Source organism: Tenacibaculum ascidiaceicola, from assembly GCF_047470925.1.
GTDB classification, from domain to species: Bacteria; Bacteroidota; Bacteroidia; order Flavobacteriales; family Flavobacteriaceae; genus Polaribacter; species Polaribacter discolor.
Window position 1 is genome coordinate 499950 of the sequence record NZ_JAZKJP010000004.1, and the last position, 22357, is coordinate 522306.

The 22357-nt window shown below is 34.0% G+C and carries 21 protein-coding genes and 1 riboswitch; of the genes, 2 read left to right on the forward strand and 19 right to left on the reverse strand.

Going from position 1 to position 22357, the window contains the following annotated elements; all coding sequences use genetic code 11:
* Positions 1-13 precede the first annotated feature (13 nt).
* The 18 genes from epsC to msrB form a co-directional block, all read right to left on the reverse strand.
* Positions 14-757, reverse strand: coding sequence for a serine O-acetyltransferase EpsC (epsC, locus tag VBY68_RS04245; RefSeq protein WP_415268988.1), 744 nt, complete (start codon positions 755-757; stop codon positions 14-16).
* Between the two features lie 23 nt (positions 758-780).
* The gene (locus tag VBY68_RS04250; protein WP_099214178.1) at positions 781-1116 is read right to left on the reverse strand and encodes a 2Fe-2S iron-sulfur cluster-binding family protein; all 336 of its coding nucleotides are present in this window, start codon (positions 1114-1116) and stop codon (positions 781-783) included.
* Between the two features lie 135 nt (positions 1117-1251).
* Positions 1252-2307, reverse strand: a complete 1056-nt coding sequence (locus VBY68_RS04255; RefSeq protein WP_415268989.1) for an NAD(P)/FAD-dependent oxidoreductase — start codon at positions 2305-2307, stop codon at positions 1252-1254.
* A 7-nt stretch (positions 2308-2314) separates the two neighbouring features.
* Positions 2315-2890 (reverse strand): precorrin-2 dehydrogenase/sirohydrochlorin ferrochelatase family protein, encoded by a 576-nt coding sequence (locus tag VBY68_RS04260; protein ID WP_415268990.1) that lies wholly within the window; start codon positions 2888-2890, stop codon positions 2315-2317.
* Entirely contained in the window at positions 2890-3657 is a 768-nt protein-coding gene (gene cobA / locus VBY68_RS04265; RefSeq protein ID WP_415268991.1) for a uroporphyrinogen-III C-methyltransferase, read from the reverse strand. The genes VBY68_RS04260 and cobA overlap by 1 nt, the downstream gene beginning before the upstream one ends.
* 14 nt (positions 3658-3671) lie before the next feature.
* Positions 3672-5774, reverse strand: coding sequence for a HEPN domain-containing protein (locus tag VBY68_RS04270; RefSeq protein WP_415268992.1), 2103 nt, complete (start codon positions 5772-5774; stop codon positions 3672-3674).
* Between the two features lie 37 nt (positions 5775-5811).
* Positions 5812-6159, reverse strand: coding sequence for a 4Fe-4S dicluster domain-containing protein (locus VBY68_RS04275; RefSeq protein WP_099214174.1), 348 nt, complete (start codon positions 6157-6159; stop codon positions 5812-5814).
* Positions 6160-6171: 12 nt separating this feature from the next.
* On the reverse strand, positions 6172-7419 hold the full coding sequence (locus VBY68_RS04280) for a sulfate adenylyltransferase subunit 1 (RefSeq protein WP_415268993.1): 1248 nt from the start codon (positions 7417-7419) through the stop codon (positions 6172-6174).
* A gap of 79 nt (positions 7420-7498) precedes the next feature.
* On the reverse strand, positions 7499-8404 hold the full coding sequence (gene cysD / locus VBY68_RS04285) for a sulfate adenylyltransferase subunit CysD (RefSeq protein WP_273694166.1): 906 nt from the start codon (positions 8402-8404) through the stop codon (positions 7499-7501).
* A gap of 11 nt (positions 8405-8415) precedes the next feature.
* Entirely contained in the window at positions 8416-9024 is a 609-nt protein-coding gene (locus VBY68_RS04290) for a phosphoadenosine phosphosulfate reductase domain-containing protein (protein ID WP_415269011.1), read from the reverse strand.
* 11 nt (positions 9025-9035) lie between these two features.
* Complete coding sequence (locus VBY68_RS04295; RefSeq protein WP_028891803.1) at positions 9036-9290, reverse strand: DUF2061 domain-containing protein; 255 nt, start codon at positions 9288-9290, stop codon at positions 9036-9038.
* A gap of 117 nt (positions 9291-9407) precedes the next feature.
* Entirely contained in the window at positions 9408-9815 is a 408-nt protein-coding gene (locus VBY68_RS04300) for an RrF2 family transcriptional regulator (RefSeq protein WP_099214172.1), read from the reverse strand.
* Positions 9816-9838: 23 nt separating this feature from the next.
* Complete coding sequence (locus VBY68_RS04305) at positions 9839-11005, reverse strand: O-succinylhomoserine sulfhydrylase (RefSeq protein WP_415268994.1); 1167 nt, start codon at positions 11003-11005, stop codon at positions 9839-9841.
* Between the two features lie 95 nt (positions 11006-11100).
* Positions 11101-14499 carry a bifunctional aspartate kinase/homoserine dehydrogenase I gene (gene thrA / locus VBY68_RS04310; protein WP_415268995.1) on the reverse strand — a complete coding sequence of 1133 codons (3399 nt, stop codon included), beginning with the start codon at positions 14497-14499 and terminating at the stop codon, positions 11101-11103.
* Positions 14500-14539: 40 nt separating this feature from the next.
* The gene (locus VBY68_RS04315) at positions 14540-15832 is read right to left on the reverse strand and encodes an O-acetylhomoserine aminocarboxypropyltransferase/cysteine synthase family protein (RefSeq protein WP_415268996.1); all 1293 of its coding nucleotides are present in this window, start codon (positions 15830-15832) and stop codon (positions 14540-14542) included.
* A gap of 130 nt (positions 15833-15962) precedes the next feature.
* A riboswitch (SAM riboswitch) is annotated at positions 15963-16076 on the reverse strand.
* 184 nt (positions 16077-16260) lie between these two features.
* Complete coding sequence (locus tag VBY68_RS04320; RefSeq protein ID WP_415269012.1) at positions 16261-17826, reverse strand: protein adenylyltransferase SelO; 1566 nt, start codon at positions 17824-17826, stop codon at positions 16261-16263.
* A gap of 6 nt (positions 17827-17832) precedes the next feature.
* The gene (msrA, locus tag VBY68_RS04325; RefSeq protein ID WP_415268997.1) at positions 17833-18378 is read right to left on the reverse strand and encodes a peptide-methionine (S)-S-oxide reductase MsrA; all 546 of its coding nucleotides are present in this window, start codon (positions 18376-18378) and stop codon (positions 17833-17835) included.
* Between the two features lie 13 nt (positions 18379-18391).
* Positions 18392-18838, reverse strand: a complete 447-nt coding sequence (gene msrB, locus VBY68_RS04330) for a peptide-methionine (R)-S-oxide reductase MsrB (protein ID WP_415269013.1) — start codon at positions 18836-18838, stop codon at positions 18392-18394.
* Positions 18839-19051: 213 nt separating this feature from the next.
* Here msrB and VBY68_RS04335 point away from each other — a divergent pair, with 213 nt between their 5' ends.
* Positions 19052-20287: an alginate export family protein gene (locus tag VBY68_RS04335; RefSeq protein ID WP_415268998.1), complete on the forward strand. Its 1236-nt coding sequence runs from the start codon at positions 19052-19054 to the stop codon at positions 20285-20287.
* 5 nt (positions 20288-20292) lie between these two features.
* Entirely contained in the window at positions 20293-21012 is a 720-nt protein-coding gene (gene ric, locus VBY68_RS04340) for an iron-sulfur cluster repair di-iron protein (protein WP_415268999.1), read from the forward strand.
* Between the two features lie 37 nt (positions 21013-21049).
* On the opposite strand, the gene VBY68_RS04345 is transcribed toward ric, so the two are convergent.
* Positions 21050-22333 carry an acetyl-CoA hydrolase/transferase family protein gene (locus VBY68_RS04345; RefSeq protein WP_415269000.1) on the reverse strand — a complete coding sequence of 428 codons (1284 nt, stop codon included), beginning with the start codon at positions 22331-22333 and terminating at the stop codon, positions 21050-21052.
* Between the last annotated feature and the right edge of the window lie 24 nt (positions 22334-22357).

A 22357-nucleotide genomic window follows, 5' to 3' on the forward strand; every position in this document is an offset into this window, starting at 1 on the left:
TTTTGTACCTACATCATTTAACATAGGATTTTCTAGTGGTTATTTTATTTTCTGACTCATAGGTTACAATAGATCCTTCGGGTACAGAGGTGGTTACACAAACATTTGCACCTATTACGCTATCTCTTCCTATTACTACATCACCTCCTAAGATAGTTGCGTTGGCATAAATGGTTACATTATTTTCAATCGTTGGATGCCTTTTTGTGGAAGCTAATTCTTTTTTAACTTGAATTCCTCCTAAGGTAACTCCTTGGTATATTTTTACGTTTTCTTTAATAATGGTGGTTTCTCCAATAACAATTCCTGTTGCATGATCTATAAAAAACGAATCGCCAATTGTTGCTCCTGGATGGATGTCTGTTCCTGTTAATCCATGCGCATACTCACTCATCATTCTTGGTAAAATTGGAATTTCCATTTTATACAATTCATGACTCAATCGATACACAGCTATCGCATGAAAACCCGGATAGGCTAAATACACTTCTCCTAAGCTTTTACAGGCAGGATCAGTTTTTTCAAATGCCTTGGCATCTAAATCTAACTTTTCTCGTATTCCACAAAATGTTTGTTGGTATATAACCCATGCTTCTGAAGCATTTTTAATAGCCAAGCCATTTAAAATTTTTATAAACTTCTCTTTTAAATGGTTTGCTTTTTCTTGACATACATCATTAAACAATGCGTAAAATAATTGTTTTGTAAAGTTTTCTACATCATCTTTTAATGATAAATCGTATTGTTTGAATTGCATTTACTAATTTTTTACAAAAATAACTAACTTTCAGGAGCTAGCTCAACTTCAAGTCCTTCTAATTCGGGAGTCATTTGAATCTGGCATCCTAATCGGCTATTTTCTTCTACATGAAATGCTTCTGCTAGCATCGCGTCTTCATCATCGTTCATTTCTGGTAATTCATGATTCGATTTTACATAACATTGACAAGAGGCACACATGGCCATTCCTCCACAGATTCCAATAGTTCCTTCAGGAGCTAATTCGTATGATCGAACTACTTCCATTAAGTTCATTGCCATATCTGTCGGAGCAACTACCTCATGCATTACACCTTCACGGTCTATTATTTTTATATTGATGTCTTGATTATCCATTTGTAACAATTTCTTAAAGGAATCAGTAGTTAGGTGGCTATTTTAGTTTTGTTGGTGAAGGAGTTTTTACTTAAAACTTGTAATTACAACAAACTTATCCGCTCAGTTCCTAACTACTTTCATCCTAATCCCCAATTATTGAATTGCTTTTACTACCGCTTTTGGTGCTTCTTTTCTTGTTCCGTCGAAACCGTCTACACCGCCAACAGTGGTATACTTCATCACATATTTTTTATCTGGATGGATACGTTGGTAAGCACTTTGACACATTAGTGTTGCTTCATGGAATCCACACAAAATCAATTTTAGTTTCCCTGGATAAGTATTTACATCTCCAATGGCATAGATACCTTCTACATTCGTTTGGTAATCTAAAGCATTGTTTACTTTAATAGCGTTCTTCTCAATTTCTAATCCCCAGTTGGCAATAGGACCTAACTTTGGCGCTAATCCAAATAATGGAATAAAATGATCAGTATCTATCATGTAAGGTTCTTTCCCATTTTCTTCTACTACAACGCCTGTTACATGATTTTCTCCTAATACTGCTTTTACCTCAGCAGGTGTAATTAAGTTTATCTTTCCTAAATTCTTTAACTCTTGAACTTTTTCTACAGAGTCTAACGCTCCTCTAAATTCATTTCTTCGGTGAATTAAGGTTACCGATTTTGCTACATCTGTTAAGAAAATAGACCAATCTAAAGCAGAATCTCCTCCTCCAGCAATTACCACATCTTTATCGCGATACAGTTCTGGTTCTTTAATCATATACTCAACTCCTTTGTCTTCAAAATCAGCAATATTTGGAATCGGTGGTTTACGAGGTTCAAAACTTCCCAATCCACCTGCTATAGCTACCACAGGTGCTTGGTGTTTGGTTCCTTTATTGGTGGTTACGATAAACGTTCCGTCGTCTTGCTTTTCGATGGTATCAGCACGTTCTCCTAGAGTGAATCCAGGTTCAAACTGCTTGATTTGCTCCATCAAATTCTTTGTTAAATCTCCTGCTAAAATTTCTGGATATGCTGGAATATCGTAAATAGGTTTCTTTGGATAAATTTCTGAACATTGCCCTCCTGGTTGTGGTAAGGCATCAATTAAATGACAACGTAATTTTAACAATCCTGCTTCAAAAACGGTGAATAGCCCTGTAGGACCTGCTCCAATAATTAATATATCTGTTTGTATCATTTCTACTCTATTTCACTAAACTCTCTGTCAGTTTATTTAATGTTTCTACTTTATGTTCAAAGTTTCCTTTGATGGTTTTTCTATAACTATTTAGGTTTTGTACTAATTGATTGATGTCTTCTGGAATTACTTCTTCAAAAAACTGACGCAATCTTTTAGCAGTTGTTGGCGACTTTCCATTGGTTGAAATAGCTACTTTTACGTTCCCTTTGGTTACAATTCCGCCCATATAAAAATCACAATACGGTGGATTGTCTGCCACATTCACCAAGATATTCTGACTTCTACAGTCTTTATATACTTGTATGTTTACCTCTGGAACATCGGTAGTCGCAATTACCAAATGTTTTCCTTGTAAATAGGTATCATTATAACTATCTGTTATTCTAGTAACTTTACCTTTTTGAGCCATGGCAATGGTTTCTTCTCTAAAAAAAGGAGCTACCATAGTTACCTTAGCGTCTGGACTCGATTTTAATAAAAATCGTAGCTTTTCTTCAGCAACAAAACCTCCTCCAACTATAAGTACTTCCAAGCTTGCTGTTTTTAAAAAGATAGGATATAGATTATTTCTTTCTTCCATTATACTACTTCTTTTAAAACTGCTTCTTGTTGTACTTGTAGTAATTGTTGTCTGTGATTTACTACGTCTCCTAACACAATAATAGCTGGATTACTCAAGTTATTTTTAACTACCACCTCTTCGATGGTATCTACGGTACCGATTCCTATTTTTTCTTCAGGAGTAGTTCCATTTTGAATAATAGCAACAGGTAATTCATTCTTTCCTTCTTGCTTAAAAAGCTGAATGATTTCAGAAAGCTTGCCCATTCCCATTAAAATAACAACCGTTGCGCTCGATTTTGCAGCCAAGGCAACATCATTAGATAATTGATGCTGTTTGGTAGTTCCTGTAATTACCCAAAAACTTTCTGAACTTCCTCTTTTTGTTAAAGGAATGTTCTGATACGCTGGCACTGCTAAGGATGATGAAATTCCTGGAACTACAGCTACTTCTAATCCGTGTTTGGCTGCATATTCCATTTCTTCTGCTCCTCTACCAAATATGAAAGGGTCACCTCCTTTTAAACGTACCACATGTCCGTGTGAAAATCCTCTTGCGACAATTAACTCATTGATTTGTTCTTGTTGATAACGGTAACATCCTCTTCGTTTTCCTACAAAAATTAATTCTGCTTTCGGATTTACATATCCTAACAGTTCGTTGTTTACCAACGCATCATATAACACCACATCAGCTTGCTCTAATGCTTTGATGGCTTTTAAGGTGATTAAATCAATATCTCCTGGTCCTGCTCCTACTACGGTTAATTTCGGTTGATTTTTCATTGGACTCTCCTTTTTTAACTTTCTACGGCTACTTTTCGGTAGGCATCAATTGTTTTGTAAAATGATGATGCCTCTTCTAAATACTTTTTTGCAAAAGCTTCCGTAGGTTCATTTTTATTGATTTGATAAATCAATTCTGCAAATGAACTTGATAATTCTATTTTATTTGTTGCTACAAACAGTTCATCAAAATTGGTAATGATTCCTGCTTGTGTATTCGTTTTTGCTCCTTCTGCTGTTAACAAGGCTTTGGCAGTGTTAACCATAGCTGCATAAGCGTGGTAAATACTATCTGACCATTGTTGACTGTTTAATGCATGTGTTGCATTTTCTAACTTTTCTTCACTTTCAAAAAGTAAAGTTGCTACTAAGTCGATTACCACTCCAGCACATTCACCTACTCCTATCGCTTTTACATAATTTTTATCGTGTCCCCAATCAATAAAATCGTCTTCTGTTAAATTGGTGGTGTCTGATAATTCTTTTAATAGCTCATAGAAATATGTTTTTCCTTGTCTATCGTAATAGTTTAAGAAATCTTCATCTGCTTGTTTATGGCTTTCGAAGTCGTTTAATAAGATTCGTAAAGATTCTGGTCCTCTTTTACTTGGTATTTTAATCAACTTATCTGCAAAACGTCCATTTCCTTGTCCTAAAACTCCTCCTCCAACTAATACTTGTAAGGCTGGTGCTAACAACTTTCCTACTTTTATAGACATTCCTTGAAAACCAATATGAGCCATATTGTGTTGCCCACAAGCATTCATACATCCACTAATTTTGATGGTAATGTCTTTGTTATTCACATACTGCGGGTATTCTGCTTTTAACACACGCTCTAACTCCGCTGCAATTCCTGTACTGCTAGCAATACCTAAATTACACGTATCGGTTCCCGGACATGCAGTAATATCATTCAAACTGTTATATCCTGCATCTGCAAAACCTAATTTTTGTAGTTCTGTATAGAAAAATGGTAAAACCTCTTCTCTTACGTGACGAATCAAAATATTTTGACGTAGCGTAAAGCGTAACTCATTTGCTCCATACTTCTTTATTAAATCAGCTAACAACCGTGCTTTATCGGTATAAAAATCTCCTAAATGTACTTTAATACCTATCGCATACAATCCCTCTTGTTTTTGCTTAAAAATATTGGTTGATTTCCAGTTTTGATACGCTTCTTCATCCTCTATAACTACAGATGGGACTTCGCTCGTTTCAAAAACAGGGTCTTGCTCAAAATCGGTAGTATTAATTGGATACGTTTTATACGCCAATGCTGCTCTTTCTGTTGCTACTAATTCTAAAAAGGCTTCTACTCCTAAATCTTTTACCAAGAATTTTAAACGAGCTTTGGCTCTTTTAGCACGCTCTCCATAACGATCGAACACACGTAAAACACCTTCGATAGTTGGTATCAATAAGTCTGCTTCTAAAAATTCATAAATTACATCTGCATGACGTGGTTGTGAACCTAATCCTCCTGCTAATAATACCTTGAATCCTTTTACTTCTTTACCTTCTACTATTTTCGTTTTAGCAATAAATCCTAAATCATGAATAAAACTCAATGCGGTATCTTCTTCTGTTGCAGAAAAAGACATTTTGAACTTCCTTCCCATTTCTTGACAGATTGGATTACGCAAGAAAAATTGGAAAGTAGCATGTGCGTATGGTGTTACATCAAATGGTTCTTTCGGATCGATTCCCGCAGTTTCTGAAGCCGTAACATTTCGTACAGCATTACCACAAGCTTCACGCAACGTAATATCGTCTTTCTCTAACTGTGCCCATAACTCAGGTGTTCTGTCCAAACTTACATGATGAATTTGAATATCTTGACGTGTGGTAATATGTAAACGTCCTCTTGAATATTCATCAGAAACATCTGCAATTCTGTGTAATTGTTCACTTGTAACTTTACCATACGGTAACTTAATACGAATCATTTGCACTCCAAATTGGCGTTGACCGTAAATTCCTCTGGCTAAACGTAAGCTTCTAAAACGCTCTTCATCTATTTTTCCTTCGTTAAACAAACGTATTTTACGCTCTAACTCTAGGATATCTTTTTCTACTAAAGGGTTTTCTATTTCTGATCTAAAACTTTGCATCTGTTTTACTCGTTGTTTGCTTATAAAAGCGTTGATATTAGTTATGTAAAAACTCTTGTTTTGCTAACAATTGTTCTTCGGTTTCTACGTGTGCATCATCTGGCACACAACAATCTACCGGACATACTGCTGCACATTGCGGTTCTTCATGGAATCCTTTACACTCAGTACATTTATCGGGTACTATAAAGTAGTATTCGTCTGATACTGGTTCATTATCCTCGTCTGCATTTACCGAAGTTCCATCCAATAAGGTTACATTTCCTTGTAGTGAGGTTCCTTCGTTATACTTCCAGTCACTTGCTCCTTCATAAATGGCTGTATTTGGGCATTCAGGTTCGCAAGCTCCACAGTTAATGCACTCATCTGTAATGATTATTGCCATAACTTTTATTATTTACTTGATAAAACCAACTCCTGATGTAGTATTGGTTTTTGGATTGATGATTATAAACGTTCCGTTTGCTTTGTTTTCCTCATATGAGTCAACAAACAATGGCTTGCTAACTTTTAAACTCACCTCTCCTATTTCGTTTAGTGATAATTGAGATGGAGTTTCTTCTTTTCCAGAAAAATCGGTACGAATTAAAGATGTTAATTCTGTTATTTTTGCTTGTACATCGTTTACTCCATGTTTGATGTAATATTTCTGAGAAGCTTGTAATGGTGCTTTATCCATCCAACAAATGGTAGCTTCTAACTGTTTTACCACAGAAGGTTCTTCTCCTGTTTTCACCAACATATCTCCTCTACTTACATTTACATCGTCTTCTAAAGTGATGTTTACAGAACTCCCTCTTTTTGCTCTTGCATATTCTTTATCAAAAAACTGAATACTTTTTATGGTAGATTTTGTTGCTGATGGTAATACCGTTACGCTATCTCCTACCACTAAATCGCCTCCATACAGTTTTCCTGCATATCCTCTAAAATCGTGATATTCGTCTGTTTTTGGACGAATAACTGTTTGTACTGGAAAACGTGCTTTTGATGCTTCTTGTGTATCTTCAGCCCCCAAGTTTTCAAGGTGATTCAATAAAGTTTCTCCTTTATACCAAGGGGTGTTTTCTGAAGACTTCACAACATTATCTCCTTTCAAAGCTGAAAGAGGTATGAATGTGATGTTTTGATTTTGATAATCGCTCTTCTTCGCTAAATATTCTATCTCACCTTTAATCTGATTGAATTTTTCTTCTGAAAAGTCAACCAAATCCATTTTATTTACTGCTACTATTACATCTTTTACTCTCAATAAATTATTGATAAAAAAATGACGATAGGTTTGCTCTACTACTCCGTTTCTTGCATCTACTAAAATGATAGAAGCTTGAGAGTTTGAAGCTCCTGTAACCATATTCCTAGTGTACTCTATATGACCTGGAGTATCAGCTATAATAAAACTGGTTTTTGGTGTTGAAAAATATATGTGAGCTACATCAATAGTAATTCCTTGTTCGCGTTCTGCTACCAACCCATCTGTAGCTAAAGAAAAGTCTAAGTAATCAAACCCGCGTTGCTTACTTTTTTCTTCTATTGCTTCTAATTTATCTTGGGTTAATGATTTTGTATCGTATAAAATTCGCCCTATTAGTGTACTCTTTCCGTCATCTACACTTCCTGCTGTTGCTATTTTTACTACGTTCATGTTGTTTTAGTATTGAGTGGTTAGTATTGAGTTTTGAGTATTTTTTCTCATTACTCTATACTAAATACTAGGTTTTCTTTTAAAAATATCCTTGTTGTTTACGTTTCTCCATCGCTGCTTCAGATCGTTTATCATCAATCCTTGCTCCTCTTTCTGAAATGGTTGATTCTCTAATTTCATCTACTACAGTATCTATATCTATTGCTTCTGATAAAACTGCTGCCGTACAACTCATATCTCCTACGGTTCTAAATCGCACCATACGCTCTCGTACTTCTTCTTCATCTTCTCTATATACTACTTCATCATTGGCAGACCAAATGAGTCCATCTCTAATAAAAGTGGCTCTTTTATGCGCAAAATAAATAGATGGAATTTCAATTTGTTCTTGTTGTATATATGACCATACATCTAACTCTGTCCAGTTAGAGATTGGGAAAACACGTACATTCTGACCTAAATCAATTCTTCCATTTAGCATATCGAACAATTCTGGACGTTGATTTTTTTCATCCCATTGCCCAAAGTCGTCTCGTACTGAAAAAATACGTTCTTTAGCTCTTGCCTTCTCTTCATCTCTACGCGCACCACCGATACATGCGTCGAAACCGAATTCTTCTATGGCATCTAATAACGTTTCGGTTTGTAACATGTTTCGGCTTGCGTATTTTCCTGTTTCTTCTTTTACTTTACCAGCATCAATATTGTCTTGTACTTGACGTACTATTAACTCAACTCCTAATTCTTTTACCAAACGGTCTCTAAATTCAATCGTTTCAGGAAAATTATGCCCTGTATCAATATGTAATAAAGGGAATGGAATCTTTGCTGGATAAAATGCTTTTTGAGCAAGTCGCACCAGTGTTATGCTATCTTTGCCCCCCGAAAACAATAACACCGGTTTTTCAAATTGCGCGACTACTTCTCTTAATATGTATATGGCTTCGCTTTCTAAAGCTCCTACTTGTATAGTTTCTGTATTCATAATCATGTTCTTTAAATATGTAAACCACATTCTCTGTTACTTTCTACTTTTGTGGGATCGAAGTACTTAAACTCGTTTGGTAATTGATGCTCATCTAAATAAGTATCTAACTCCTCATCTGACCAATGGTAAAATGGACTTACTTTTAATACTCCGTCTTTACTTCTTGAAACAATGTCAATACTATCTCTAAAAGCAGTTTGTCCTTTTCTCAAATTCGTAAACCAAACATCTGGTTTGTGCTCATTCATTGCTCTTTTAAAAGGTTCTAATTTTACTTGTTCTGTAAAAACAGCATGTTTTGGATCATCTATTGTTGGTAAACCTAAAGTGATGTTTCTGTGTGCTACTGTTTGTTTAGGTACATACAACTGAATGTTTAACTGTAGTTTTTCAATTAACTCTTCGGCATGTTTATAGGTTTGTGGAGTATTATATCCTGTATCACACCAAATAACATCTATACTGTTTTTTACTGATGCTACCGCGTATAAAATAGCTCCTTCATAGGGACGAAAGTTTGTAGTTACTACGGCTTTATTTGCTTGTAGTAATGCCCAAACAATAATCTCTTTTGGAGATTTGTTTTTTAACTCTGCGTTTACTGCTTCTAAATTCATTGTTTCTATACTCATTTTTTGCCCCATTTAATACTGTTCCAAACTCTTTCGTGAAAAAAATACAATAACATTTTTGTTACTAATTCTACAGCTCCAATTGAAAAAGCTGTCTTTACTTGTCCTGTAATTACCCATGATATTAATATTGTATCTATGGTACCGACAACTCTCCAACTTATTGATTTTATAATGCTTCTTATTGGCTTTTCAGAAAGCTTATCTTCTTTATAATTTGCTTTATTTTCTACTACTTGTTCTACAATCATTTTTAAAATACCATTACCCTATCGGAATACTAGGTTTTAAGTCGACAAATATACATATGCTTTTTAATTCTCCAAGGAGAAATCAAAAAAATATTTGAATTTTACAATTTGTTAATACTACACTAAATCTGCAAGTGTGTTATTACGAAGTACTTGTAGCGTATTATCTCTTACTTGAATCATTAGTTTGTGTACTGAGCAAGCTTCTTCATCTGGACAGTCATCACATTTTTCATAATAATTCAAACTAACACATGGTACCATAGCAATAGGTCCTTCAAGTGTTCTTATAACATCAGTCATTTTAATTTCGTTAGCTGGCTTTAGCAAATAATAGCCTCCACCTTTTCCTTTTTTAGCTCCTAAAATTCCTGATTTTCGTAAGGTAAGTAATATGCTTTCTAAAAACTTGTGCGAAATATTTTCCTTTTCTGAAATGGTAGCTATTTGTACCATAGTGCCTTTTTCTTGCCTAGCAATAAAAGTAAGCGCTTTAATTCCGTATTTTGTTTTCTTAGAAAGCATATTACAAATATATGCTTTACTTCTTAATTATTTAATGCTTGATTTAAATCATAAATTACATCCTCTACGTTTTCTAATCCCACCGAACATCGTACTAAACCATCAGTAATTCCTACCTCTAATCGATCTTCTTCACTTAACTTACTATGTGTTGTAGATGCTGGATGCGTTACAATAGTTCTTGTGTCTCCTAAATTTGCTGATAATGAGCATAGTTGAATACTATTCAAAAATTTACGGCCTGCTTCTATACCTCCTTGGATTTCAAAAGCAACAATATTTCCTCCTAGTCGCATTTGTTTTTTAGCTATTTCATACTGCGGATGTGATTTTAAAAATGGATACTTCACCAAGTTCACCTTTGGATGTTCTTCTAAAAACTGTGCTACTTTCAAGGCGTTTTCACAATGTTTTTCTACTCTAATCGACAACGTTTCTAAACTCTTAGACAACACCCAAGCATTGAATGGTGACATTGCTGGACCTGTATTTCTTGAAAATAAATAGATTTCTCTAACTAAGTCCTCTTTTCCTACGGTTACTCCTCCTAAAACGCGACCTTGACCGTCTATTAGCTTTGTAGCTGAGTGAATCACCAAATCGGCACCGAATTTAATTGGATTTTGTAAATAAGGTGTTGCGAAGCAATTGTCTATCACTAATAATAAATTGTGCTTCTTTGCTATACTTCCTAACAGCTCCAAATCTAAAATATCTACTGCCGGATTGGTAGGTGTCTCAGCATATAATATTTTGGTATTTGGTTGAATTAAGCTCTCGATTTTGTCAGCTTCGGTTATTTTAAAATAACTTGTTTCAATATTCCACTTAGGTAAATATTTGGTAAACAAACTATGTGTTGAACCAAAAACAGAGCGACACGATACAATATGATCTCCTGCATTTAACAAAGCTCCAAAAGTTGAAAACACGGCTGCCATACCTGTTGCAAACGCATATCCTGCTTCGGCACCTTCCATGGCCACTACTTTATCGACGAATTCTGTGGTATTCGGATTTGAAAATCGACTATATAGGTTTCGTTGCTTTTCTTCAGCAAATGATGCTCTCATATCCTCAGCATCGTCAAACACAAAACTTGATGTTAAGTATAAGGGGGTAGAATGCTCTGAAAATTGTGAACGTTCAGTTTGCGTTCGTATGGCATGTGTTTCAAAATTTTTGCTCATGTTATTTTTTTAGATGTTTGACCGCTTCGTTGTAAGGTAAAAGAATCAAGATTTTTGGGTCTTAATTCTTGTATCTATTTTCTTTCTTCTCTTTTCTAGTTATTATTCTTTGCTAATCGTAAGATGTCTCCAAATACGCCTCTTGCAGTAACTTTTGATCCTGCTCCTGCTCCTTGAATTACGATAGGTTGTTCTCCGTAAGATTCTGTATAAATTTCAAAAATGGCATCGGAACCTTTTAAACTTCCTAAAGGAGAACTCTCTGGTACAGAGACTAGCTTTACATCCAACTCTCCTTTTATTTGTTGTAAATCTCCATGTAAATCTCCAATATATCGAAGCACATGTTTCTCTTCTTGAGCTTCTTTCTGCTGTTGAAACGTTGGATTTAATTCTTCTAAGTTTTCTAAAAACTCTTCTGAAGATACTTCTCTAAACGCTTCTGGTATTAAGTTCTCTATCTGAATATCTTCAAATTCATTTTCTAAATCTAACTCACGAGCTAAAATCAATAGTTTTCTCGCTACATCATTTCCGCACAAATCCTCACGAGGGTCTGGTTCTGTAAATCCGCTGTCAATTGCTTCTTGTAATACGGTTGAAAACGGCACTTCTTCCGCAGAAAATTTATTGAACAAGTAACTTAACGAACCTGAAAATACACCTCTAATTCTCGTGATATTTTCTCCTGAATCGTGTAACAGTTTAATCGTATCAATCAACGGTAATCCTGCACCTACATTAGTTTCATACAGGTAACTCTTCTTATTTTTTTCTAACGTTTCTCGTAGCTCTTTATAAAAATTATACGAAACCGTATTGGCTATTTTGTTAGATGAAACCAAATCGAACCCTGCATTGACTAACGGAATGTAATTTTCTATAAAGTCTACGCTTGCTGTATTGTCTACCGCAATTAGGTTTTCTAAATGATGTTCTTTAGCGTAATCGATTACTGTATCAACTATATGCTGGTTTTCTGCTGCACTCTCAAGCTCATTCGACCAATTAGTTGCTACTCCATTTTTGGTTAACAAAACTTTTTTAGAATTGGCTATCGCAAAAATGTTCAGATGGATTTTACGTCTTTCTAAGATTGATTTCGAACTTTCTAATATCTGTTCTATCAATGTTCCTCCTACTAAACCTTTACCAAAAACAGCAATGTTTATCTTTTTAGCAACTCCAAATACTTGACCATGAATTACATTCAACGCCTTATGTAATTGTTCCTTTTTCACCACCAAACTCACATTTTTACCTGTAATTGTATTGTTGAATAATAAAGGAACTATTTGATTCTTAATTAAAGCATTGTATGGATGGTGGAATTCACTTAAATCTTGTCCTATGATTGAGATTACCGCTACTTCTTCTTGAATGGAAATTTGATTGACATCTTTTGTTTGTAAATCATTTTCAAACTCTTGTTCCAAAGCTTTTACCGCTGCTACTGCATTACTTTTATCTACCACTAAACCAATCCCTCGTTCTGAAGATCCTTGCGAAATAATGCTCACGCTAATTCCGTGATTACTCAGAGCTTTAAAAATACGTGCATCCACTCCTACTTTTCCCAACAAGCCTCTTCCTTCGAAGTTTATTAAAGCAACCTTGTCTAATACTGATAAGGATTTGATTCCTTTGGAAGTTGATTTTGCCGTAATCAACGTTCCTTTATCGTTTGGGTTAAACGTATTTAATATTCGAAGGTTAATATTCTTCTCCAATAAAGGAATGATGGTTTTTGCATGCAAAATAGTAGCTCCGAAATTGGCTAACTCATTCGCTTCAGAGAAAGATAACTCTTCTATCTTTTTAGCATCAGCTACCAAATCAGGATTTGCGGTAAAAATACCATCTACATGTGTGTAGTTTTGTAACTCTTCCGCATCTAAATAATTGGCTAATAATGAAGCAGTGTAATTACTTCCGTTTCTTCCTAAAGTCGTCGTTTCATTCTTTAAATTCGATGCTATAAACCCGGTAACAATGTTTACTGTTGTTCCGTTATGTTGTTTGAAATGATTTTTTACATTTTCTTTCGAAATTTCAATTATTGATTGTCCATTTCCTAAGCTTTCATCTGTTTTTAACAAGTTTCTAGCATCGGTAGCATTGGCATTGATACCTTTTTGCTGTAACAAATCGGTTACCGTTTTTATAGACAACAACTCGCCTTGAGCTAGCACTTCGTCTTTTATTTTTTGACTATAGTCTCCTAACAAACTAACCCCTTCAAATAGTTTTTCTAACCTATTGAATTCAGTAGAAAAATCTACTAAAGGCGTTAATTTTGTTTGTTCGTATTTAAAAGCTTCTAGTTTCTCTTTAAAAGCTTCATTTTTAGCTGCTCTTTCTAATAATTCTTCTAACTCATCTGTAGCATTTCCTCTTGCTGAGACTACTACAGCTATATTTTCTCCTTCATTTATTTTTTGTTCTATGATTGCTACTACATTTGGTATGCCTTCATTCGACAATGATTTTCCGCCAAACTTTAAAATTTTCATTCTTTTATTGGTTGATTTTTGATTGAATATTGGTTCAATAATTTTTTCTAATTGTTTGTATTCTATTAAGAAAGCATCATGCCCATGATCTGAATTAATTTCATTGTAGGTTACATTTGCATGAGCCGATGCTAACTGTTTGTGTGTTTCTCTATTTTCTTCGGCAGTAAAAAACAAGTCAGAATCTACGCCAACGATATGGATGTCTGCTTCAATGGTTTCTAACACATCTAATCCCTCTCTTCCTTTCGTTACATCGATGGTTTTTAATAACTGATTCATCAATTTATACGACGCTAACTGATAGCGCTCTTGTAATTTTTTTCCGTGATGTAACAACCAGCTTTCTACATTAAAAATCTGTAATTCTTCATTTTTTGAGCGTTGAAAACGTTTTTTAAACGATTCGGGTGTTCTATAACACAACATAGCATGCATACGCGCATCGTGTACCGGATTACTAGAATTGGTTAAAAACTGTTCTTGTATTTGACAGTTGGCTATTAACCAATCGGTCGATTTCCAGTCGGTTGCTATTGGGATTAAATGTTTTGTTATTTTTGGATTCAACACTGCCATTTCCCAAGCGATTCCACCTCCTAACGATCCTCCTATCAACGCAAATAATTGTGTTATTTTGAGTTGTTCTAGCCCTTGTATAAAAATGTTTGCAATATCACGTGCTACGAAACTTTTGTAATCATCTATTAAGAAATTATCATAGCCATTTCCTGGAATGTTAAAGCATAAAATGGTATATTCCTTTGTATCAATAACCTTGTTTTCTCCTACTAAATCTTGCCACCAGCCATCATTTCCTGAAACATTACTGTTTCCTGTTAATGCATGATTAATTAGCACCACAGGAGCGGTACCCAATGCTTTTCCGAAGGTTTCATAACTTAATGGAATAGTATCGAATTGGGTACCGCTTATTGTGGTATAACTAAGAATATTAATATGCTGCAAATCACTTTTCATTACCGACTTATTTTTAAGGTATTTTCTAAATGTTATTGGTTTATGCCAATACTTCTTTAGATATTTTGGCAAATGCTTCTTTTAAATCGGTTTTTAAATCTTCGATATTTTCCAAACCAACCGACAAACGAATTAAGTCTTTCGTTACTCCTGTACTTTCTTGTGCTTCATCACTCAATTGTTGGTGTGTGGTACTTGCTGGATGTATGATTAAAGATTTGGTATCTCCAATATTTGCTAGTAATGAAAAGAGTTTGGTATTGTCTGCAATGGTTTTAGCGGCTTCATAACCTCCTTTTACACCAAAAGTTACCAATCCGCTTTGCCCTTTTGGTAAGTATTTATCGGCTAAAGTTTTGTATTTGTTACCTTCTAATCCTGGATAGTTTACCCAAGCAACTTCTTCTTGTTCTTGCAACCATTTAGCAATAGACAAGGCATTTTCACTGTGTTTTTGAATTCTTACTTCTAAGGTTTCTAATCCTTGAATGATATTAAAAGCATTGGTAGGACTCAAGGCACCTCCAAAGTCTCGTAAGCCCTCTAAAATTAACTTAAATGTGTATGATGCAGCTCCTAAGGCTTCGTGATATACTAATCCGTGATATCCTGCTGAAGGTTCTGTAAACTCTGGGAACTTACCATTTGCCCAGTTAAAAGTTCCAGCATCAATAATAGCTCCTCCTAACGAGTTTCCTTGTCCTCCAATATATTTTGTTAACGAGTGAATTACAATATTTGCTCCGTGTTCTATTGGGTTTAATAAAGCTGGCGTAGCTACTGTATTATCCACAATAAAAGGAACTTCAGCCTTTTTTGCATGTGCTGATATCGCTTGTAAGTCTAAAACATCTAACTTCGGATTCCCTAAAGACTCTACAAAGAAAGCTCTTGTATTTTCTTGTACAGCTTCTGCAAAACTATCTGGGTTTGATGCATCAACAAACGTAGTTGTAATGCCTAATCTCGGTAAGGTAACATTCAGCAAATTGTAAGTTCCTCCATACAAACTACTCGAAGCTACAATATGATCTCCTGCTTTTAGCAAGGTTAACAATCCTGTTGAAATAGCTGCCGTACCTGAAGCAAAAACTACAGCCCCAATACCGCCTTCTAAAGCAGCTAAACGATCTTGTAAAATTTGATTGGTTGGATTGTTTAATCGGGTGTAAATAAATCCTAATTCTTTTAACGAAAACAAATTTGCTGCATGCTCTGAATCGTTAAAAACATACGATGTTGTTTGATAAATAGGAACAGCTCTTGTTCCTCCATTTTGTGTTACATCGTGACCTGCGTGCAACGCATTTGTTGCGAATTTTTGTGTACTCATTTTTCTTGTTTTTTGAGTTAATAAAAAATTAAACCAAAAGCCAAAACACATCTTTGTTAGATGTTGCTTACTAGAAAAATGTTATTAAGAAATTTTAAGAAGATTCTTGTAGAAATAAAGAAACTTCTTTGGGTTATCTATCCACAAGCTTTTATGCTCTGGTAGAATTTAGCACCTTCTTTGTTTGCACAAAGGGTTGCTAAGGTTTCATAGGGTCTAATCCCTCCACCTTTCTTGATAACATCGTCAATAAGTGTTTGAACTTTTACGAGCACAAATATTCAATTATAAAAATGGATTTTCCAAATTTATTTTGATTTTTATTTAAAAAAGTGTTTTGAACTATTTTTAAAACAACTTAACAATCAATTAATAATCAGTATTTTAAAATACTTTACTTAAACTAAAATATAATATTTGTTTTTATCTTAAGAACTACAAGATAACATAGAACATCCTACTTTATTTCGAGCCCATTCAGGCCGTTTTGCAAACCATTTTTCATATTTTGGTTGCTCATCGTAAGGATTTTTGAGCAGTAAATATAACTCGTTTAACAATACAAAATCATTTTTATTTGCATCATCAATGGCTAATTGCGCCATATAATTTCTGAGTACATATTTAGGATTTACAGCATTCATTTTCGCTTTTCTTTCTTCATCTGAAACAGTTTCATTTTGTAATCTATCTATATAATTTTGAAACCAGTTTTCCCAAGTTTTTTTTATTTCGTCTACAACTTCTGAAGGCCTATAAAATGCTTTTTCTATTTTTTTGATTGCCTTCTCTATGGTATCATTTTTTGAAATGCTTGACAACAATCGAAAAAAAATAGTCATGTCTGTTTCTGTTTTTTGAAGTACTTCTTCAAGATTTGAAACTAATGTTCCATCTGATTCTTTTGGCGAAAACAGCCCTAATTTTTCTCGCATCATATGCATGTACTTTTCAGGAAATTTTTCTTGGTAATTTTCTAAAACAGCTTCTAAAGGTTCAACTTCATCAATTAAAGGATATAGAGCATTTGCCAACTGATATAAATTCCATAAAACTACCTCTGGTTGCGAACCATATCGGTAACGCTTGTGAGTATTATCTGTTGTATTTGGCGTCCATCCGTGGTCATAACCTTCTAACCATCCGTAAGGTCCATAATCAATTGTTAAACCTAAAATCGACATATTATCGGTATTCATTACTCCATGTACAAAACCAACACGTTGCCAATGAATTACCATTTCTAAACTACGCTCTGCCACCTCTTTAAAAAAGGAAACATACGTTTCTTTTGAAGCTTCACCTAAATGAGGATAATGATATTTAATAGTATAATCAACTAGTGTTTTTAATGTTTTTACATCTCCTCTGGCAGGAAATATTTGATAACTACCAAAACGTAAAAAAGACTCGGCTGTTCTACATACGATTGCTCCTTTTTCATACTCAGCGTTTCCGTCATACATTACATCTCTTAGAACTTGATCTCCTGATAGTGCCAAAGATAGTGCTCTTGTTGTAGGTACTCCTAAATGATACATAGCTTCGCTACACAAATACTCACGAATAGAGGAACGTAACACTGCTAATCCGTCTGCATTTCTCGAATATGGGGTTTCTCCTGCTCCTTTTAACTGCAATGCCCATTTTTTGTTATCATGAACTGCTTCAAACAAGTTAATCGCTCTACCGTCTCCTAATTGCCCTGCCCAATGTCCAAATTGATGTCCGCCGTAGCACATCGCATACGGTTGCGTATTTTTATATACATCATTCCCTGTAAAAATGTTCTTGAATTCCTCTGAAGCTATTGCTGTTTCTGAAAGCCCCAACGTTTGTACCATTTCATCTGAAACATGAATTATTTTTGGATTGGACGTTTTTTTAGGTGTTACATACGAAAAGCAAGCTTCTGTAACCTGCCTTCGAGTATTTTCTTGAATTGTGTCAGCAGGTAATTCTTGAGTAAAGGTATTTTGTATATTGAATTTCAACACGTTCTATTGTTCTTTTAGTTTGCTTGCGTACAGTTTTTTTAATTTTGCCAATTTAGGCGAAATCACAACTACACAATACATTTGATCCTTATTTTTTTCATAAAAATCTTGATGACTCTCATCTGCTTTATGAAATGTGGATGCTTGGCTTATTTCTGTTACAATTTCATCTTCATAATAGGGAGCCAGCTTTTTAACTACTTTTTCAGCAATTTGTTGTTGTTCTTGAGTATGATAAAAAATTACAGAACGGTATTGGGTTCCTACATCTGCTCCTTGCCTGTTTAACGTTGTTGGGTCGTGACTTGTCATAAACATTACCAATAACTCTTCATAGCTTATAATTTGAGGATTAAACATTGCTTGTACTACTTCTGCATGTCCTGTTAAACCTGAACAAATTTCTCTATAGGTTGGTGTTCCTGGTACAGTACCGCCCATGTAACCAGATACTACTTCTTCTACTCCTTTTATTTGATTTAAAACAGCTTCTACACACCAAAAGCAACCGCCACCAACAGTTATCACTTCTAATTTATTATTTGTCATTTCTCTCCTTTCTTTATTCTGTATCTAAAATCATTGAAGCCGAGTTAATGCAATAACGTAGTCCACTAGGTTTTGGTCCGTCAGGAAAAACATGTCCTAAATGAGCATCACAAGTATTGCATAGTACTTCCACGCGTACCATACCAAAAGTAGTATCTTTTTCATATTGAATAGCGTTTTCTTTTATAGGTTGCGTAAAACTAGGCCAACCAGTACCTGAACTAAATTTAATCGTTGAATCGAACAAAGGTGTACCACAACATACACATTTATATTTTCCAGCATCATAAACACTACATAATGCTCCTGAATTTGGTCTTTCTGTTCCTTTTTGTCTGGTAACTCTAAACTGTTCTGGGGTTAAAAGTTCTTGCCATTCTACTGCTGTTTTTTCCACTCTTTTATCAGGTGTTGGATTACCATTAATTGCAAAATTAATTACGTCTTTCCAAGTTAAAATTTTGTCGTTCATTCTGCTCTTTCGTTTTATTTAACTTATTAGTAGTTTCTTTTCTTTGTTACTTACAAAGCTACGATTCATTATTAACTATACTCATTTTAATTTTTATTATCTATAAAAGATATTTTCATCTTTTTTTAGTTCTACCTGATTTTTATCATGTTTTATCCTAGCATTTATCTAGAAATTTGGGCTAATGTTAATTAAAAAATTATGAAAGCGTCAAAAATTATAATAGCATTGCTCTTTTTTGCTACCATTACAACTTTTGCTCAATTAACAATTGATGCAGAACTGCGTCCACGTGCTGAATATAGGCATGGATTTAAAACCTTATTTCCTGATAATGCTAATCCTGCTCTTTTTGTTTCTCAAAGAACTCGATTGAACACAACCTATAAAACTGAAAAATTAAATTTTTATGTTAGTTTTCAAGATGTAAGAGTTTGGGGAGATGTTCCGCAATTAAATACTGCTGATAATAGTGGTTTGAGTGTACACCAAGCTTGGGCGGAAATATTATTAGATCCTAATTTTTCTGTAAAACTAGGGAGACAAGAGGTTATTTATGACGATAGTAGAATTTTTGGTAATGTTGGTTGGGCACAACAAGCTCGTAGCCATGATATGGCAATGCTGAAGTATAAAAAAGATAGTTTTAAGTTTGATATTGGTTTGGCTTTTAATCAATCAAAAGAAAACCTAACAGGAACAAATTTGACTACACCAAATACGTATAAAGCAATGCAATATGCCTGGTTACATAAAGATTGGAGTAACTTTTCTGGTAGTTTTTTGTTTTTAAACAATGGTATGCAATCTCCTAACGGACTTAAGTATAGTCAAACTATAGGAACACATTTAACTGCAAAGAAAGATAAATTTACTATTGCTGCTAACTTATATTATCAATTTGGTAATGATGTTTTAGATAGAGATTTAAACGCTTATTTACTTGGTTTAGAAGCTATGTTTAAAGCTTCAGAAAAAGCAAAAATTGGTTTAGGAGTTGAATTACAAAGTGGTAATGATTACAATACTCCTGCTAATGAAAACAATGCTTTTACTCCTTTTTATGGAACCAATCATAAGTTTAATGGTTTTATGGATTATTTCTACGTAGGAAATCATATAAACAGTGTTGGTTTGCTAGACCTCTATGCAAAAGCTAATTTTAAATTAAACTCAAAATCTGGTTTAACAGCTTTTGTTCATAATTTTTCTGCTGCTGCAGATATTAATAACTCCGTTTCTAATCAACTTGGCACTGAAGTAGATATTGTATACGGATATAAGTTTACGAAAGATATTGGTTTTAAAGCTGGATATTCTCACTTATTTCCTTCTGAAGGAATGGAGGTTTTAAAAGGAAATTCAGATGGTAACACAAATAATTGGGCTTGGGTTATGGTAACTATTAAACCAACTTTATTCACATCTAAAAACTAGAAATTATGGTAGTATCAAGTAACAAAACAGTAGCTGATTATGTGACTGAAAATATAAAAACAGCACATATTTTTAAGAAATACGGAATTGATTTTTGCTGTGGTGGAGGTATATCTGTTGAAAAAGCTTGCGCAAAAAACAATGTAGATCTAGCAATTCTTGAAAAAGAACTAGCAGAGGTTGATGTAATAAAAGATGTTATTGAAGACTATGATAAATGGGAGTTAGATTTTTTAATGATTTATATTGAAAATATACATCATACCTACGTAAGAGAGAGTCTACCTATCATTTCTCAATATGCTAACAAGGTAGCTAAGGTTCACGGACATCATTATATTGAAGTAGTTGAAATAAATCAGTTATTTCATGAGGTTGCTAATGAGTTACTATCACACATGCAAAAAGAAGAACAGGTATTATTTCCTTTTATAAAACAATTAGTACAGGCTGAAAAAGAAGGAAGAAAAAACACAACACCTCCTTTTGGAACTGTAAACAATCCAATACAAATGATGGAACATGAACATGAAAGTGCTGGAAATATTTTTAAAGAAATATCTAGACTGTCTAATAATTATTCTCCTCCAGAAGGAGCCTGTAATACTTTTAGAGCTTTATATGCTAAGCTAGGAGAGTTTGAACAAGATTTACATAAACATATACATCTCGAAAATAATATTTTGCATCCAAAGGCTATTCTTTTAGAAAAGAAAATATCTTAATAAAAAAGGAGCAGTTTATTTACTGCTCCTTTTTTATTTATAACTTGGTAAATCTATTAAAAGCTTCTCTTTCTAATTCTTCTCTAAAATTAGGGTGAGCTATAGAAATTAATGCTTTTGCTCGTTCTTTTAAACTCTTTCCAAACAAATTAACTACTCCATATTCTGTTGCTACATAATGTACATGGGCTCTTGTAGTTGTAACCCCTGCTCCTTCTTTTAAAAATGGTGTAATTTTAGAAACTCCTTTTGCTGTTATTGAAGGCATTGCTATAATTGCTTTTCCTCCTTTTGATAAGGATGCTCCTCTAATAAAATCCATTTGTCCTCCTACTCCTGAATATTGATATTTTCCAATTGTATCTGCACAAACTTGTCCTGTTAAGTCTATTTCAATAGCGCTATTAATTGCGGTAACTTTTGGATTTAATTTTATAATAGAGGTATCGTTTGTATAACCCGCCTCTTTAAAATGTACTGACGGATTATCATCTATAAAATCATATAGTTTTTGAGAGCCTACAGCAAAACAAGTAACAATTTTTCCTGTTTTTACTTCTTTTTCTTCCCCAGTTATTACTCCTTTCTCTATTAATGGTAATACACCGTCAGAAAACATCTCTGTATGAATACCTAAACGTTGATGGTTTGTTAAATTATGTAATACAGCATTAGGAATATTCCCTATTCCCATTTGTAGTGTTGCTCCATCTTCAATTAATCCTGCTACATTTTTTCCTATTTTAGTTTCTATTTCTGAAGGTGTTCCTGTTATTGAGGTATGAATTGGCGAGTCAACTTTTACTGCATAATCAATATTACTTATGTGAATAATACCATCTCCATGTGTTCTGGGAACATTTGGATTTACCTGAGCTATAACCGTTTTAGCTGTTTGTATAGCTGGCAATGTAATATCTACTGAAGTTCCTAAAGAACAATACCCATGTTTATCAGGTGGAGAAACTTGGATAAATGCTACATCTAATGGATAAATATTGCGACGGAATAACCAATGTATTTCACTTAAAAAAATAGGAATATAATCTCCATTATTCATATTTACTCCTTTTCTTACGTTATCACCTACAAAGCAACTTATCAATTTAAATGATTTACTATAAGGTTCTTCTAAATACTTAGCTTTACCATGAGTATGAATTTGGATTATTTCTACATTGGTTACCTCTTGATAACGTTCACACAAAGTATCTATTAATAAATTAGGAGTCATTGCTGCTCCTTGGAAAAATATTTTATTATTTGATTTTACAATAGCTACTGCTTCTTCAGCTGTAACAATCTTTAAATTATCTGACATTTTATTCATTTTTTATAGCTACAA

Excerpts from the sequence above, each read along its gene's own strand:
- VBY68_RS04295 (WP_028891803.1), bottom strand. The coding sequence starts at position 9,290 with ATGATTGTAGAACAAGTAGTAGAAAATAAAGCAAATTATAAAGAAGAT.
- VBY68_RS04255 (WP_415268989.1), bottom strand. The coding sequence starts at position 2,307 with ATGATACAAACAGATATATTAATTATTGGAGCAGGTCCTACAGGGCTA.
- VBY68_RS04260 (WP_415268990.1), bottom strand. The coding sequence starts at position 2,890 with ATGGAAGAAAGAAATAATCTATATCCTATCTTTTTAAAAACAGCAAGC.
- cysD (WP_273694166.1), bottom strand. The coding sequence starts at position 8,404 with ATGAATACAGAAACTATACAAGTAGGAGCTTTAGAAAGCGAAGCCATA.
- VBY68_RS04250 (WP_099214178.1), bottom strand. The coding sequence starts at position 1,116 with ATGGATAATCAAGACATCAATATAAAAATAATAGACCGTGAAGGTGTA.
- msrA (WP_415268997.1), bottom strand. The coding sequence starts at position 18,378 with ATGACAAATAATAAATTAGAAGTGATAACTGTTGGTGGCGGTTGCTTT.
- VBY68_RS04275 (WP_099214174.1), bottom strand. The coding sequence starts at position 6,159 with ATGGCAATAATCATTACAGATGAGTGCATTAACTGTGGAGCTTGCGAA.
- cobA (WP_415268991.1), bottom strand. The coding sequence starts at position 3,657 with ATGAAAAATCAACCGAAATTAACCGTAGTAGGAGCAGGACCAGGAGAT.
- VBY68_RS04280 (WP_415268993.1), bottom strand. The coding sequence starts at position 7,419 with ATGAACGTAGTAAAAATAGCAACAGCAGGAAGTGTAGATGACGGAAAG.
- epsC (WP_415268988.1), bottom strand. The coding sequence starts at position 757 with ATGCAATTCAAACAATACGATTTATCATTAAAAGATGATGTAGAAAAC.
- VBY68_RS04270 (WP_415268992.1), bottom strand. The coding sequence starts at position 5,774 with ATGCAAAGTTTTAGATCAGAAATAGAAAACCCTTTAGTAGAAAAAGAT.
- thrA (WP_415268995.1), bottom strand. The coding sequence starts at position 14,499 with ATGAAAAGTGATTTGCAGCATATTAATATTCTTAGTTATACCACAATA.
- VBY68_RS04315 (WP_415268996.1), bottom strand. The coding sequence starts at position 15,832 with ATGAGTACACAAAAATTCGCAACAAATGCGTTGCACGCAGGTCACGAT.
- VBY68_RS04290 (WP_415269011.1), bottom strand. The coding sequence starts at position 9,024 with ATGAATTTAGAAGCAGTAAACGCAGAGTTAAAAAACAAATCTCCAAAA.
- VBY68_RS04335 (WP_415268998.1), top strand. The coding sequence starts at position 19,052 with ATGAAAGCGTCAAAAATTATAATAGCATTGCTCTTTTTTGCTACCATT.
- ric (WP_415268999.1), top strand. The coding sequence starts at position 20,293 with ATGGTAGTATCAAGTAACAAAACAGTAGCTGATTATGTGACTGAAAAT.
- VBY68_RS04305 (WP_415268994.1), bottom strand. The coding sequence starts at position 11,005 with ATGAGCAAAAATTTTGAAACACATGCCATACGAACGCAAACTGAACGT.
- VBY68_RS04345 (WP_415269000.1), bottom strand. The coding sequence starts at position 22,333 with ATGTCAGATAATTTAAAGATTGTTACAGCTGAAGAAGCAGTAGCTATT.
- VBY68_RS04300 (WP_099214172.1), bottom strand. The coding sequence starts at position 9,815 with ATGCTTTCTAAGAAAACAAAATACGGAATTAAAGCGCTTACTTTTATT.